Raw genomic sequence first — 14,137 nt, forward strand, 5'->3', positions numbered from 1 at the left:
CGGACGGGAGATCCCCATGACCGACTCCGCCCTCCTCCGCCAGGCCGGGGCCTGGCTCGACCAGGACCCCGACCCCGCGACGCGCGGTGAACTGGGTGACCTCCTGGCCCGGGTCGAGGTCGGCGACGGGCAGGCCCTGGCCGACATCGCCGACCGGTTCTCCGGCCGTCTGGAGTTCGGGACGGCGGGGCTGCGCGGAGCGCTGGGGGCCGGGCCCAACCGGATGAACCGGGTGGTGGTCATGCGGGCCGCCGCCGGGATCGCGGCGTGGCTGGGGGAGGGGCCCGCACACGTGGTGATCGGGTACGACGCCCGGCACCGGTCCGCCGACTTCGCGCGGGACAGCGCCGCCGTCCTCACCGGGGCCGGGCACCGGGTCTCCCTGTTGCCCGGCCCGCTGCCCACCCCGGTGCTCGCCCACACCCTGCGTCGGCTGGGCGCGGACGCGGGAATCGTGGTGACCGCCAGCCACAACCCGCCCCAGGACAACGGGTACAAGGTGTACACGGGCGGGTCCGGCGACGACGCGGGCAGTCAGATCGTCTCCCCGGTGGACGCCGAGATCTCCGCCGCCATCGACGCGGTGGGACCGGTCGGCGCGCTCCCCCTCGGCGAGGACTGGGAGGTCCTGGGCGAGGAGGCGGTGGCCGCCTACCTGGACGCGGTCACCGCGCTGGTCCCGGACGGCCCGCGTGAGCTGTCGGTGGCCTACACGCCCCTGCACGGTGTGGGCGGCCGCGTGCTGCTGGAGGCGGTCGGCCGGGCCGGGTTCGCCCCGCCCCGGGTGGTGGCCGAGCAGTTCGACCCCGACCCCGACTTCCCGACGGTCGCCTTCCCCAACCCGGAGGAGCCGGGGGCGATGGACCTGGCCCTGGCGGCGGGGGAGGCCCAGGGCGCCGACCTGGTGGTGGCCAACGATCCGGACGCCGACCGGCTGGCATTGGCGGTGCCAGGGTACGGGCTGCTGACCGGCAACGAGGTGGGCGGCCTGCTCGCCGAGTACGTCCTCGACCACACGGGCGGCGCGGACCGGGTGGTGGCCACCTCGATCGTCTCCTCCAGCCTGCTCGGCGCGATCGCCCGCGACCGGGGGGTGCGCTACGAGGAGACCCTGACCGGGTTCAAGTGGCTGGCCCGGGCGGGGCGGCCGGGCGAGAACCGGGTGTTCTCCTATGAGGAGGCCCTGGGCTACTGCGTGGGGGGAGACGACGGCCGCCCGGTGGCGGACAAGGACGGCATCAGCGCGGCGCTCGTGGCGTTGGCGCTGGCCGCCGAGGCGAAGGACCGGGGGCGCACGCTGGTCGACCTCCTCGACGACCAGGCCCGCAGGTACGGTCTGCACCTGAGCGACCAGCTGTCGGTCCGGGTGACCGACCTCGCGGAGATCGGGGCGGCGATGCGGCGGCTGCGCGCGCAACCGCCCGCCGCGTTCGGCCCCCTGAGGGTGACGGGGGTCGTGGACTTCGCCGACGGCCACGGGGGTCTGCCGCCGACGGACGCCGTGCGCTTCGAGCTCGGAGGGGGGACGCGGGGGCGGGTCACGCTGCGCCCCTCCGGGACCGAGCCCAAACTGAAGGCCTACGCCGAGGTGGTGTCGGAGGTCGGGGGCGACGTCGCTGCCAGCCGCGCGCGCGGCTCGGAACTGCTGTCCGAGCTGATGGCGGCGGTCGCCGGGGTGGTCGGGGGGTGAGCCGGGGCGGGTCCGGTGCTACTCGCTCCCCTCGGCGGGTTCCACGACCGGCCGGTGGACGACCTCGTCGATGACGGTGAGCGTCTGGGTGGACGTCACACCGGGGAGGGACTGGAGTCGGCTGAGGATCAGGTCGCGCAGCTGGTTGGTGTTGGCGACGCGGACCAGCAGCACGATGTCGGCCGACCCCACCACGTACCAGCAGTACTCGATCTCGGGGTAGGACGAGAGGATCTCCCGGTTGGCCCGCCAGTCGGGCTGGCTGCCGGAGATGAGGACCAGCGCGGTGACGCCCAGCCCCATCTTGGAGTGGTCGGTCACCACGGAGTAGCCGCGGATGACCCCCTCGTCGGTGAGGCGCTTGATGCGGTTGTAGGCCGTGGCTCGGGAGACGTTGGCCAGCGCGGCGATCTCGGTGATGCCGGTCCGGGCGTCCTTGGCGAGCGCGCTCAGAATGGTCTGGTCGGTCGTGTCCGGCCGCCGGCCGTTCCTGTGCTGTTCGCCCATGGCCATGTGCGTGCTCCTCGTGTGCTCTTGTCGCAGGGCTCTGCTCCGTGCCGTCGTCATTGACAGGAAGCTCGGAAAAACCGGTCGGGAGATGTCGGACGCACGTTCCGTGGTGTTCGGGTCGGTGTGGGGGCGGGGGGATTCGTGCGACCGGACCTCTTGTGCGAACCGCCAAACGGGGGAGTGGCGGAGAAGTTCCGACTGTACTCATGGTTGACGCACGCGGTGGGTCGAGGGTTTCCCTGACTGGGCACTAACTACACCCGATGTGCCAGATTCCGCCAGAAATTCTTGGTTTGGTACCCATTTCCGGCCTATTTGTCGTGACGGTTCGGGCATACGACGACTCCTGTGCGTGGCCTCCGGGGTGCCTCGCGGTGGGGCGGGAGGATGGTGGTGTTGATGGTGATTCGTGATGTTTGGCACTGCGTGTCGTTTTCGCTCGTTCGAGAGGTCTGATCCTGGACGATCGCGAACCAAACAGGGTGCAACGTTCGTGATCGTATCGACTGTACGGTCATATCTAGCGGAACTGTCCAGTTGTGCGGAGAATCAAGGGCAGACCGTGACCACCCCGAGCCCGGGTCGCGCCACCACGCGCGCAGGGCCACGTTGGGAGCCGCTCGACATGCCGACCCCAGAGCCCGAGGGACAGGGCCCCATCACCGTGGAGCACCTGCGCCCCGAACTCACCCGCGAGCTGTACCGCGCCATGCGCACCGCCCGCGACCTGGACACGGAGGCCATCGCCCTCCAGCGCCAGGGCGTCTTCCCCGCCTACGTCTCCGTGCGCGGCCAGGAGGCCGCCCAGGTGGGCAGCGCCAGCGCGCTCGACCCCGCCCGAGACTTCGTCTTCCCCACCTACCGCGAGATGGCCTCCGCCCTCGCCTACGGCGTCGAGATGGTCGGCTACATGTCCACCCACCGCGCCCTGTGGCACGGCGGCCTCTACGACGTCATGGAGTCCCGCTTCGGCGCGATCAACGCGGTCGTGGGCGGCCCCGTCCCCCACGCGGTCGGATGGGCGGTCGGTGAGCGGCTCCGCGGCGGCGACGGCGTCGCCATGGCCTACTTCGGCGACGGCGCCAGCTCCGAGGGCGACGTGCACGAGGCCATGAACTTCGCGGGCGTCTTCACCGCCCCCGTCGTCTTCCTCTGCCAGAACAACCAGTGGGCGCTGTCGGTACCCAACGAGCGCCAGGTCGCGGGCGGCTCCGTCGCCGCGCGGGCCGAGGGATACGGCATGGCCGGGGTCCTCGTGGACGGCAACGACGTCGGCGCCGTGTACACCGCCACCGCGGAGGCGGTCGAGCGCGCCCGCACCAGTGGCGGCCCCACCGTCATCGAGGCCCTCACCTACCGCGTCGAACCCCACTCCACCTCCGACGACCCCGGCCGGTACCGGGACGAGACCGAGGCCGAGCCCTGGCGCCGACGCGACCCCCTCGACCTCCTCCGCGCGGCGATCGTCGAGGCCGGACACGCCGACGAGACCGAGCTGGCCGCCGTCGACGCCGAGGCCGCCAAGCGTGCCGAGGAGATCCGCGACGGAGTGGCCGAGGCCCCCGAGCCGCACGGCTCCGAGCTGTTCACCCACGTCTTCCGGGAGACCACCGAGGAGCTGGCCCGGCAGCACCGCACCTGGCAGGAAGAGGTCGAGCTGTGACCGAGCTGATCGAACGCGCCGACGCCCCGGTCGAGTCCCCGGCGGTCGAACTGTCCATGCAGCAGGCGATCAACCGCGCCCTGCGCGTCCTGCTGGAGGAGGACCCCGACGTCCTCGTCTTCGGGGAGGACGTGGGCGCCCTCGGCGGTGTCTTCCGCGTCACCGACGGGCTCCAGAAGGAGTTCGGCGACCAGCGCGTCTTCGACACCCCCCTGGCGGAGTCGGCCATCATGGGCATGGCGGTCGGTCTGGCGATGAACGGCTGGCGGCCGGTCCCCGAGCTCCAGTTCGACGGATTCGCGTATCCGGCCGTCGACCAGATCGTCAACCAGGTGGCGCGCATGAACTACCGCACCCGTGGCGCGGCGCCCATGCCGATCACCCTGCGACTACCGTCCTTCGGCGGTATCCAGGCCCCGGAGCACCACGGCGAGAGCCTGGAGGCGCTCTTCGCCCACACCCCGGGGCTGAAGGTCGTCGCGCCCTCCGACCCGGCCGAGGCCTACAGCCTGCTGCTCCAGTCCGTGCGCTCGGACGACCCGGTTGTGTACATGGAGCCCAAGGCGCGCTACTGGGATCGTCGCCCGGTCCGGTTGGGCGAGCCCACCGACCCCATCGGAACCAGCCGCATCGTGCGCCCCGGCCGCCACGCCACCCTCATCGCCTGGGGCGCCATGGTGCACCGCTGCGTCCAGGTGGCCGAGCTCGCCGCCGAGGACGGTGTGGAACTGGAGGTCCTCGACCTGCGCTGGCTCAAGCCCATCGACGCCGCCGGACTGGCCGCCTCGGTCGGCCGCACCAAGCGCGCCGTCGTCGTGCACGAGGCACCGCTCACCGCGGGCCTGGGCGCCGAGGTGGCCGCCTTGGTCACCGAGAACTGTTTCCGGGAGCTGGCCGCCCCGGTCCAGCGGGTCACGGGGTTCGACGTCCCCTACCCGGCCGGACCGTTGGAGAACCAGTACCTGCCGACGATCGACCGCGTCCTGCTCGCGGTCCAGCGAACCCTGGAGTACTAGCCCGCATGGCAGAAGAGAACATCACCTTCACCCTCCCCGACCTGGGTGAGGGCCTGGTCGAGGCGACCGTCCTTGAGTGGCAGGTGGCGGTCGGGGACACCATCGGCCGCAACGACCCGCTGGTCGAGGTGGAGACCACCAAGTCCGCCGTGGTCATCCCCTCGCCCAAGGCCGGTCGCGTGGTCGAACTGCACGCCGAGGAGGACCAGGTCGTCCCGGTGGGCGCACCCCTGGTGACCTTCGCGGTGGAGGTCGAGGAGAAGGCGCCACAGGCCGGAATCGTCGGACGGGTCCCCTCCGAGGACGCCGCGCCCAAGCGTCGGGTCCGGCTCAGGCCGCCGACGGACTGACGCGCTCGCGGCGAGGGCCCGTTCGGATGTCGACACGAACGGAGCGACCCTTCGGGTCATTCCGTTTATAGGAACATCTGAATGGGCCCTCGCCCGCTTCCGGTAAAACCCACCCCCGCACGAGAACGGAATGGATTCATGAACGCGAATCCCGTCGGAGACGTGACAATGCGTTATGCGGATTTGCCGTCGCAGGCCCCCGGCGACCCCGTACCGGTGCTTCTGCTGCACGGTTTCGGGACCAACTTCGAGATGAATTGGAGCGCGGCCGGGTGGCCGCGCGCCCTCGACACGGCCGGGCGCCGGGTGATCGGACCCGACCTGCGCGGGCACGGGGGCAGTGACAAGCCCACCGACAGCGGGCTCTACCTGCCCGAACACTTCGTCGCCGACGTCCTCGCCCTCCTCGACCTGCTGGAGGTGGAGCGGGTCGACGTCGTCGGCTACTCGATGGGTTCCCGGATCGCCTGGGAACTCGCGCTCACCGCCCCCGACCGGGTGCGCCGGACGGTCCTGGGCGGCTTCGGCCCCGCCAACGCCCTGGCGGGTCTGGACACCGCCGAGCCGGGTACGGGCGACACCCCCTTCGACCACGTGTACCGGACCGTGGTCGGGCTCCCGGGCAACGACGCCGCGGCGCTCGCCGCCTGTGTCCGGGGTCAGGCGTCCCGGCCCTTCAAAGAGGAACCCCGTCCCACGGGGGGCCCGATGCTCCTGGTCGCCGGGGCCAGGGACACCGTCGCCGAGGGTGCCGCCGGGCTCGCCGAGCGTTGCGGAGGCGCCTTCGTGGAGGTGCCCGGACGCGACCACGCCAACGCCGTCTCCTCGCGTGTCTTCAAGCAGGCTGTGGCGGAGTTCCTGGAGGGGTGAGTCCGAGCTCACGCGCCGTGGGCCAGTCCGGTCTAGACCGGCTGGGCCCCAACAGGCGAATGTGACCGAGGGTAAGGGTCACGGTACACACGGTCGCACCGCCGGATTCGTCGGGAGAACCGGAGGTCAAAAACAGCGATAAGGAGGAAGGTTGCCCCGGCCGGGTGTGCTCTTGGTAACTTCCCGGTAAGGCCCCGTGTCGCTCTGCTCTCGCCTTCATAACAACTCCGGCTGTTCGTTAGATGTACATTCGGCCAGCGGATATCGTCCGGCTGCAGAACTCAGGTCGGTCCCGCGCGGAATGCGGTCCGCTGAGAGGGCGAAGGGGAGACTTTCAAGTGAAGCGCAGCAACGCAGCCAAGTTCGCGGCGGTCGCCGCCGCGGGCGTGCTGGCACTCACCGCGTGCGACAACGCGGCCGATGACAGCGCTGCCGAAGGCGGCGACAGCGACGGGATCAGCGTTGGTCTGGCCTTCGACGTTGGTGGCAAGGGTGACCGCTCGTTCAACGACTCCGCCTATCGGGGTCTGACGCAGGCGGCTGAGGAACTCGGTGTCGAGATCACCGACTTCGAGCCCGCGGAGAACGAGGCCGACTCCGACAAGCAGGATCGCCTCGCGAACATGGCTCGTGAGGGCTTCGACGTCATCATCGGTGTCGGGTTCGCCTACCAGGAGCCCATGGAGGCGGTGGCCGGGGACTTCCCGGACACCAACTTCGCGATCGTCGACTCCGAGATCGACGAGGACGAGTTCCCGAATGTCACGAGCCTGGTCTTCTCTGAGGAGCAGGCCTCCTTCCTGGCTGGCGCTGCTGCCGCCCTGACCACGGAGGAGGACCATGTCGGTTTCGTTGGCGGAGTCGAAACCCCGCTGATTCGCAAGTTCGAGGCCGGCTACGTCGCGGGCGTCGCGCACATCAACGAGGACATCAACGTCGAGGTCGACTACCTGAGCCAGCCTCCGGACATGAGCGGCTTCAGCGATACGGCCAAGGGGCTCCAGGGGGCCCAGGCCCAGTACGATCGCGGCGCCGACGTGATCTACCACGCCGCCGGCTCCGCGGGAATCGGAGTCCTCGAGGCCTCGGTCGAGAACGACTTCACCTTCATCGGTGTCGACAGCGACCAGTACCTGAACGCCGAAGAGGACCAGAAGCCGCATGTCCTGACCTCCGCCATCAAGCAGGTCGACCTCGCTGTCTTCGAGATGATCAAGTCCGTGGTCGACGGTTCTCCGCAGACCGGCGTCCAGAGGTTCGACCTCAGCCAGGGCGGCGTTGACTACACGCTCTCCAACGAGGAGGCCATCGAGCCGATCCAGGAGGAGCTCGAAGCGATCAAGCAGGAGATCATCGACGGCGACATCGAGGTTCCGACCCAGCCGTAGCTGCCGATTGACAAGGTTGCGCCTCATCGCGGCCCAGGCTGCGATGTGCCCCAGGACGGTGCCGGAAGCGGAGCAGACCCCTTCCGGTGCCGTCCCGGTTGCCGTTTTCCGTGACGATGGTGTCCGGACACGACCGCACAGGTCCCGTACACCACGTTGCTGTTTTCACGAGGAGAAAGATGAGCAGCACGCCATCGGGCGACGAGGCCTCAGGGCCTCTCGCCGTTGAGCTGCGCGGGATCACGAAGCGTTTCCCCGGCGTCGTGGCCAACCACGACATCGACATCTCCGTGGCTCCCGGTACCGTGCACGCCATCGTCGGCGAGAACGGGGCGGGTAAGTCCACGCTGATGAAGACCCTGTACGGCATGCACCGGCCGGACGAGGGCACCATCCGCATCCGGGGCCAGGAGGTGCGCTTCCACTCGCCCTCCGACGCCATCAAGCACGGCATCGGCATGGTGCACCAGCACTTCATGCTGGCCGACAACCTCACGGTGCTGGAGAACGTCGTTCTGGGCGCCGAGCGCAGGCACGGCATCGGCCGCAGGGCCCGCGCCCGCATCCGGGAGCTCTCCGCCCAGTACGGTCTCGGTGTCGAGCCGGACCGCCTCATGGAGAACCTGGGCGTCGGTGACCGCCAGCGCGTGGAGATCCTGAAGGTGCTCTACCGGGGCGCCGAGACCATCATCCTGGACGAGCCCACGGCCGTGCTGGTGCCGCAGGAGGTCGACGAGCTCTTCGACAACCTGCGCGTGCTCAAGCGCGAGGGTCTCACGGTCATCTTCATCTCGCACAAGCTCGACGAGGTCCTGTCGGTCGCCGACGACATCACCGTGATCCGTCGCGGCACCACCGTGGCCACCGCCGACCCGCGCACCACCACCGCCCGCGAGCTGGCCACACTCATGGTCGGCGGCGAGCTCCCCGTCCCCGAGCTGCGCGAGTCCACGGTGACGGACAGGGTCGTGCTGTCCCTCAACGGGATCACCGTCCTCTCTCCCGAGGGCCGATCCGTCGTCGACGGCGTCACCCTGGACATCCGCGAGGGCGAGATCGTCGGCATCGCCGGTGTCGAGGGCAACGGCCAGTCCGAGCTCATCGAGGCCATCATGGGGATGCGGCGGGTCGCCTCCGGCACCATCTCCCTCGGCGGGGACGACACCACCGCGTGGTCCACGCTGCGCATCCGGGAGGCGGGTGTCGGGTACATCCCCGAGGACCGCCACCGGCACGGCATCCTGCTCGACTCCCCGTTGTGGGAGAACCGCATCCTGGGCCACCAGACCCGCACGCCCAGCGTCAACGGCGCCTGGATCGACCGGACCGGCGCCCGCGCCGACTCCGAGCGGATCGTCGCCGAGTACGACGTGCGCACCCCCAACATCGACGTCGTCGCCGACGCGCTGTCCGGGGGCAACCAGCAGAAGTTCATCATCGGCCGGGAGATGAGCGGGAACCCCCGCTTCCTGGTCGCCGCCCACCCCACCCGGGGTGTGGACGTCGGCGCCCAGTCGGCCATCTGGGAACAGCTGCGCGAGGCCCGAGCGGCCGGCCTGGCCGTCCTGCTCATCTCCGCCGACCTCGACGAACTCATCGGCATGTCCGACACGCTCCACGTCATCCTGCGCGGCCGCCTGGTCGCGGAGGCCGACCCGACCAGCGTCACCCCCGAACAGCTCGGCTCCGCCATGACCGGCGCCGGCCTGGACGGGGCGGTGGCACACACAGAAGGTGGCAGCGGTGCTCAAGGCACCCATCAAGACGAGAGCGAGGACGGCGCGTGAGTAACTCCGGACGCCGTACCGTCGCCACACCGATCGTGGTCCTTCTCGCCGTCCTCGTGGGCGGTGTGACCACTGTCGTCCTCGACGTGTTCCTGCTGTGGTGGGCGGCACTCCTCATCGGTGTGACCCTCTCCTTCGGTCTGGTGGCGGTGTTGGCGCCGTACACCCCGGACCGGACCCGTGTGGGCGCCGACGGTACCAAGGAAGAGGGCACCCCCCTCCACAACGTCCTGGTCGTCCCGATGTCGTTGATCCTGGCGCTCGCGGGCGGTTTGGTCTCTGCCTGGGTGCTCGACCTCCAGTTGCTCGAGCCCGTCGCGGCCGCGCTCGGCGCCTTGATCGGAGCACTGCTCGCGTTCGTGCTCTTCCACCGTCTCGCGGCGATGATGGCGTTGTCCTTCGCCGCGGTGCTGACCGCGGCCGTGATCGCGGTCGCCGTCACCGCCGCGGTGCTCTACTTCAGCGGAATCGCACCGTTCCAGACCTTTGGTCGGATGGCGGAGTTCGGCACCCGGCCGGACAGCCTGGTGCAGATCATCAACAACAGCATCACGTTCTACCTGGCCGCGGTGGCAGTGGCGCTCGGATTCAAGATGGGGCTCTTCAACATCGGCGTGGACGGCCAGTACCGGCTCGCCGCGCTGTTGGCTGCCGCGGTGGGGGGTTACGTCATGCTCCCCCCTGTGCTCAGCCAGATCGTCATCATCGTCACCGCCGTCGTGGTCGGTGGTGTGTGGGCGGGTATCGCCGGATACCTCAAGGTGGCGAGAGGTGTGTCCGAGGTGATCTCCACGATCATGCTCAACTCCATCGCCACGGGCATCACCGCCTACCTCTTGAGCACCAACCGTCTCGCGGTCGAGATCAGCACCAACAACATCGGTACTCCGCCCATGCCGGAGTCGGCATGGGTACCGGGAATCCCCGCGACCTTCCTCGGCTCCGAGAGGGAGATCTATGGCCTGATCGTCCTCGCCGCCGCGGTCGGCGTTCTCTACTGGTTGATGCTCAACCGCACCCGGTTCGGATTCGAGCTGCGGGCCACCGGCCAGTCGCAGTCCGCCGCCGAGGCCAGCGGCGTGAACGTGAAGAAGATGGTCTTCCTGTCCATGCTCTTCTCGGGCATGCTCGCCGGACTGGTGGGTCTGCCCCAGCTGCTCGGGCACTCGCACTACTACGCCCTCGACTTCCCCGCTGGTATCGGCTTCATCGGCATCGCGATCGCGCTCCTGGGCCGAAATCATCCGGTCGGCATCGTCTTTGCCGCCTTGCTCTGGGCCTTCTTGGACCAGGCGGCGGGCATCCTGCCCTTCGACGGAATCCCGCAGGAGATCGCCGTCATCGCGCAGGCCACCATCGTCCTCACGGTCGTCGTGGTCTACGAGGTCGTGCACCGCTGGGGCCGTCGCTACCAGCAACAGCAGATCGGTAAGCAGCTCGGCAGGACCGTCGAGTCCAGCGGGGAGGCGAAGTGAGCCAGGAACTGAACGTCAAGGAATCAGTGAAACCGCCGTTGCGTCCCAGGGGGTGGGCTCGTTGGCGCGTCCTCACCCTCTTCGCCGCGGTGCTCGTTTCCCTGGCCGGCCTGCGTGTCATCACCGGCCAAGACATGCTGACCGACGCGGGTACCATTCGCACCACGCTCACCTTCGCGGTCCCGATCGGTCTGGCGGCCCTCGGAGGGCTGTGGGCCGAACGCGCGGGCATCATCAACATCGGCCTCGAAGGCATGATGATCCTGGGAACCTGGTTCGGCGCCTACTTCGCCTGGAGCACCGGGAATCCGTGGATCGGCCTTCTCGCGGGCATCTTGGCGGGGATGGCCGGCGGACTACTGCACGCGGTCACCACGGTCACCTTCGCGGTGGACCAGATCGTGTCCGGTGTCGCGATCAACATCCTCATGCTCGGCGCGATGCGCTACCTGTCGATCCTGGTCTACGCGGACGTGGCCGGTGCCGGGGCCGCTCAGTCGCCAGCCACTCCCAACTTCCCGGTACTGAACATGCCGGTCATCCCCGATCTGCTCCAGCCCCTGGCGGCCAGCGGCGTGTTCTTGGCCAGCGACCTCGCGGCCATGGCGATCGGGTTGACCACCAGGATGTCGGCGTTCACCCTCTTGGCGCTGCTGATGGTTCCGCTGACCTATCTGGTGCTGTGGAAGACCGCCTTTGGTCTGCGGCTGCGTTCGGTCGGGGAGAATCCTGACGCCGCGGAGTCCCTCGGAGTGGCGGTCTATCGTCTCAAGTACACCGCGGTCATCATTTCTGGTGGACTGGCGGGGATGGGCGGTGCGTTTCTCTCCCTAGTCGCCGCGAGCATCTATCAGGAGGGACAGACCGGTGGTCGCGGGTACATCGGACTCGCCGCGATGATCTTCGGTAACTGGCGTCCGGGTGGGCTGATCATGGGGGCCGGGCTGTTCGGGTACACCGACGCCCTCCAGCTCCGCGGTGGTGGCGCGGCCATCCACGCGATGCTTCTCCTCCTCGTGGCGGCGCTACTGGCCTGGACCCTGTGGAGCACGCGCGCGACCCTACTCGGCCGGGTCGGTTCCGTGGTCGTCGTGATCGGTGCGTTGGTGTACGCCCTTGCTGCGGCTGGTCCGTTGGCCGCCCAGGCCGCCGTGTGCTATCCGGTCTCGGCACTCCTTCTGCTGGTGGGTCTGGCTCTGGCTCTGTGGAGTACCTGGAACAGAGGAGACTCCCCGCTGGCGCTGATCTCCGTCGGGCTGAGCGTGGTCGGCGCGCTGGCCTACTGGACGAGTTCCTTCACTGCCCTCGTCATGGGCGACGTCTCGCTGACCACCGTCTATGTCGTGCTGACGTTGTCGGGTCTCGCTGCCGCGCTCGTAGCGATGTGGAAGACCGAGAAGCGGACCGCGGGCCTTACCGCTCTGGCAGTCGGAGTGGCCTCCTTCCTGCTGTTCTGGTACTTCAGCACCGACTCGCTGCCGCGTGAGCTGGCCACCTACAGCCCGCACATCGCAACCCTGCTGGTGCTCTCGTTGGCGTCGCAACGGTTGCGCGCGCCCGCCGGAGTCGGCAAACAGTGGAGGGCGAGCCGGTCATGAGCGAACTCCGTGAGAAGGACTGGGAGGCCCTGCGCGAGGCCGCCCGGGAGGCCATGCGCCACGCCTACGCGCCCTACTCGAACTACCCGGTGGGCGCGGCCGCGCTGGTCGACGACGGCCGGACCGTGAGCGGCTGCAACGTGGAGAACGCCTCCTACGGTGTGGGCCTGTGCGCGGAGTGCGGTCTGGTCAGCGCCCTGCACGCCTCCGGGGGCGGCCGCCTGGTGGCCTTCGCCTGCGTGGACGGGCGGGGTGAGACCCTGATGCCGTGCGGGCGCTGCCGTCAGCTCCTGTACGAGCACGGCGGGCCGGACCTGCTGGTGGACACGCCCGAGGGCATCTGGCCCATGGAGCGCGTCCTGCCCCAGGCCTTCGGGCCGCAGCACCTCGCCTGACGGGCGTAGCAACCACGATCGTCTCCCCGGTCGCCGGTCCACGGCGGCCGGGGAGACGTCGTTGCGCACCACCTCTTCACGACGGAAGGAACAGGACATGGACGTCATCGAGATCATCCGCGCCAAGCGCGACGGGGGACGGCTCTCCCCGGAGCAGATCGACTGGGTGATCGGGGCCTACACGCGCGGCGAGGTGGCCGAGGAGCAGATGGCGGCGCTGGCGATGGCGATCTTCCTGCGCGGCATGGACCGCGGCGAGGTCGGCCGCTGGACGGAGGCGATGCTCGCCTCCGGCGAACGTCTGGACTTCACCGACCTGGCCCGCCCCACCACCGACAAGCACTCCACCGGCGGGGTGGGTGACAAGATCACCCTGCCGCTCACTCCCACCGTGGCGGCCTGCGGCGCGGCCGTCCCGCAGCTGTCCGGTCGGGGGCTCGGCCACACGGGCGGCACCCTCGACAAGCTGGAGTCGATCCCCGGCTGGCGGGCGTCGCTGTCCACCGAGGAGATGCGGGCGGTCATCACCGAGACCGGCGGGGTGATCTGCGCGGCCGGGAGCGGGCTGGCGCCCGCCGACCGCAAGCTGTACGCGCTGCGCGACGTGACCGGCACCGTGGAGTCGATCCCGCTGATCGCCGCCTCCATCATGAGCAAGAAGCTCGCGGAGGGCACCGCGGCCCTGGTGCTCGACGTCAAGGTGGGGTCGGGCGCGTTCATGAAGGACGCGGACTCCGCCCGCGAGCTGGCCCGCACCATGGTGGACATCGGCAACGACCACGGTGTGCGCACCGTCGCCCTGCTCACCGACATGGCCACACCCCTGGGCCGCCAGGTCGGCAACGCGCTGGAGGTCGCGGAGTCGGTGGAGGTGCTCTCGGGCGGAGGGCCCGCCGACGTCGTGGAGCTCACCGTGGCGTTGGCCCGGGAGATGCTCGCCGCCGCCGGGATGACGCCCGGTGAGAACGGGGTGAAGGACCCGGCCGAGGCACTGCGCGACGGCAGTGCGCTGGAGTCCTGGAAGGCGCTGGTGCGCGCTCAGGGAGGTGACCCGGACGCGCCGCTGCCCGTGGCCGCCGAGCGGCGGGTGGTGCCGGCCCCGGTCGGCGGGACGGTCACCCGGCTGGACGCCTACCAGGTGGGTCTGGCGGCGTGGCGGCTGGGCGCGGGCCGGGCCCGCAAGGAGGACGCGGTCTCCTTCGGCGCTGGAGTCACCCTGCATGCCAAGCCGGGGGAGCGGGTCGCCGAGGGCGAGCCGCTGTTCACCCTGCACGCGGACGAGCCGGAGCGCTTCGACCGCGCCCTCCAGGCCCTGGAGGGCGCGGTCGGCATCGGCGCCGACGCCGGTGCCGCGCCGGGGCCGATCGTCATCGACCGGATCTCCTGACCCGTCCG

The 14,137-nt window shown here is 69.8% G+C and carries 11 protein-coding genes and 1 pseudogene; 11 read left to right on the top strand and 1 reads right to left on the bottom strand.

What is annotated here, in order from left to right; translation table 11 throughout:
* Nucleotides 1–16 precede the first annotated feature (16 nt).
* Nucleotides 17–1,690: a phospho-sugar mutase gene (locus ABZ635_RS05535; RefSeq protein WP_357759356.1), complete on the top strand. Its 1,674-nt coding sequence runs from the start codon at nt 17–19 to the stop codon at nt 1,688–1,690.
* Between the two features lie 18 nt (nt 1,691–1,708).
* Here ABZ635_RS05535 and ABZ635_RS05540 read toward each other — a convergent pair whose 3' ends face one another.
* Complete coding sequence (locus ABZ635_RS05540) at nt 1,709–2,203, bottom strand: Lrp/AsnC family transcriptional regulator (RefSeq protein ID WP_017546759.1); 495 nt, start codon at nt 2,201–2,203, stop codon at nt 1,709–1,711.
* Nucleotides 2,204–2,825: 622 nt separating this feature from the next.
* On the opposite strand from ABZ635_RS05540, the gene ABZ635_RS05545 reads away from it, so the two are divergent.
* The 10 genes and pseudogenes from ABZ635_RS05545 to ABZ635_RS05590 all read left to right on the top strand — a co-directional run bounded on the left by ABZ635_RS05545 (nt 2,826) and on the right by ABZ635_RS05590 (nt 14,129).
* The gene (locus ABZ635_RS05545; protein ID WP_357759359.1) at nt 2,826–3,863 is read left to right on the top strand and encodes a thiamine pyrophosphate-dependent enzyme; all 1,038 of its coding nucleotides are present in this window, start codon (nt 2,826–2,828) and stop codon (nt 3,861–3,863) included.
* Nucleotides 3,860–4,879, top strand: a complete 1,020-nt coding sequence (locus ABZ635_RS05550; RefSeq protein WP_357759363.1) for an alpha-ketoacid dehydrogenase subunit beta — start codon at nt 3,860–3,862, stop codon at nt 4,877–4,879. Before ABZ635_RS05545 ends, ABZ635_RS05550 begins: the two co-directional genes overlap by 4 nt.
* 5 nt (nt 4,880–4,884) lie before the next feature.
* The gene (locus ABZ635_RS05555; RefSeq protein WP_357759366.1) at nt 4,885–5,229 is read left to right on the top strand and encodes a biotin/lipoyl-containing protein; all 345 of its coding nucleotides are present in this window, start codon (nt 4,885–4,887) and stop codon (nt 5,227–5,229) included.
* A gap of 168 nt (nt 5,230–5,397) precedes the next feature.
* Nucleotides 5,398–6,099 (top strand): alpha/beta hydrolase, encoded by a 702-nt coding sequence (locus ABZ635_RS05560; protein WP_357759369.1) that lies wholly within the window; start codon nt 5,398–5,400, stop codon nt 6,097–6,099.
* A gap of 338 nt (nt 6,100–6,437) precedes the next feature.
* Nucleotides 6,438–7,487: a BMP family ABC transporter substrate-binding protein gene (locus ABZ635_RS05565; protein WP_357759372.1), complete on the top strand. Its 1,050-nt coding sequence runs from the start codon at nt 6,438–6,440 to the stop codon at nt 7,485–7,487.
* Nucleotides 7,488–7,666: 179 nt separating this feature from the next.
* Nucleotides 7,667–9,274 (top strand): ABC transporter ATP-binding protein, encoded by a 1,608-nt coding sequence (locus ABZ635_RS05570; protein WP_357759374.1) that lies wholly within the window; start codon nt 7,667–7,669, stop codon nt 9,272–9,274.
* Nucleotides 9,271–10,749, top strand: a complete 1,479-nt coding sequence (locus tag ABZ635_RS05575; protein WP_357759377.1) for an ABC transporter permease — start codon at nt 9,271–9,273, stop codon at nt 10,747–10,749. Before ABZ635_RS05570 ends, ABZ635_RS05575 begins: the two co-directional genes overlap by 4 nt.
* Nucleotides 10,746–11,765, top strand: a pseudogene (locus ABZ635_RS05580) (ABC transporter permease); the annotation flags it as partial. The gene ABZ635_RS05575 and the pseudogene ABZ635_RS05580, both read left to right, overlap by 4 nt.
* Nucleotides 11,766–12,325: 560 nt before the next feature.
* Complete coding sequence (locus tag ABZ635_RS05585; RefSeq protein ID WP_357759380.1) at nt 12,326–12,742, top strand: cytidine deaminase; 417 nt, start codon at nt 12,326–12,328, stop codon at nt 12,740–12,742.
* 97 nt (nt 12,743–12,839) lie between these two features.
* Nucleotides 12,840–14,129 (top strand): thymidine phosphorylase, encoded by a 1,290-nt coding sequence (locus ABZ635_RS05590; protein ID WP_357759383.1) that lies wholly within the window; start codon nt 12,840–12,842, stop codon nt 14,127–14,129.
* Nucleotides 14,130–14,137: the final 8 nt, after the last annotated feature.

This window comes from Nocardiopsis sp. NPDC007018 (assembly GCF_040635075.1).
GTDB lineage: Bacteria > Actinomycetota > Actinomycetes > Streptosporangiales > Streptosporangiaceae > Nocardiopsis.

Excerpts from the sequence above, each read along its gene's own strand:
- ABZ635_RS05540 (WP_017546759.1), bottom strand. The coding sequence starts at position 2,203 with ATGGCCATGGGCGAACAGCACAGGAACGGCCGGCGGCCGGACACGACC.
- ABZ635_RS05545 (WP_357759359.1), top strand. The coding sequence starts at position 2,826 with ATGCCGACCCCAGAGCCCGAGGGACAGGGCCCCATCACCGTGGAGCAC.
- ABZ635_RS05570 (WP_357759374.1), top strand. The coding sequence starts at position 7,667 with ATGAGCAGCACGCCATCGGGCGACGAGGCCTCAGGGCCTCTCGCCGTT.
- ABZ635_RS05535 (WP_357759356.1), top strand. The coding sequence starts at position 17 with ATGACCGACTCCGCCCTCCTCCGCCAGGCCGGGGCCTGGCTCGACCAG.
- ABZ635_RS05560 (WP_357759369.1), top strand. The coding sequence starts at position 5,398 with ATGCGTTATGCGGATTTGCCGTCGCAGGCCCCCGGCGACCCCGTACCG.
- ABZ635_RS05555 (WP_357759366.1), top strand. The coding sequence starts at position 4,885 with ATGGCAGAAGAGAACATCACCTTCACCCTCCCCGACCTGGGTGAGGGC.
- ABZ635_RS05590 (WP_357759383.1), top strand. The coding sequence starts at position 12,840 with ATGGACGTCATCGAGATCATCCGCGCCAAGCGCGACGGGGGACGGCTC.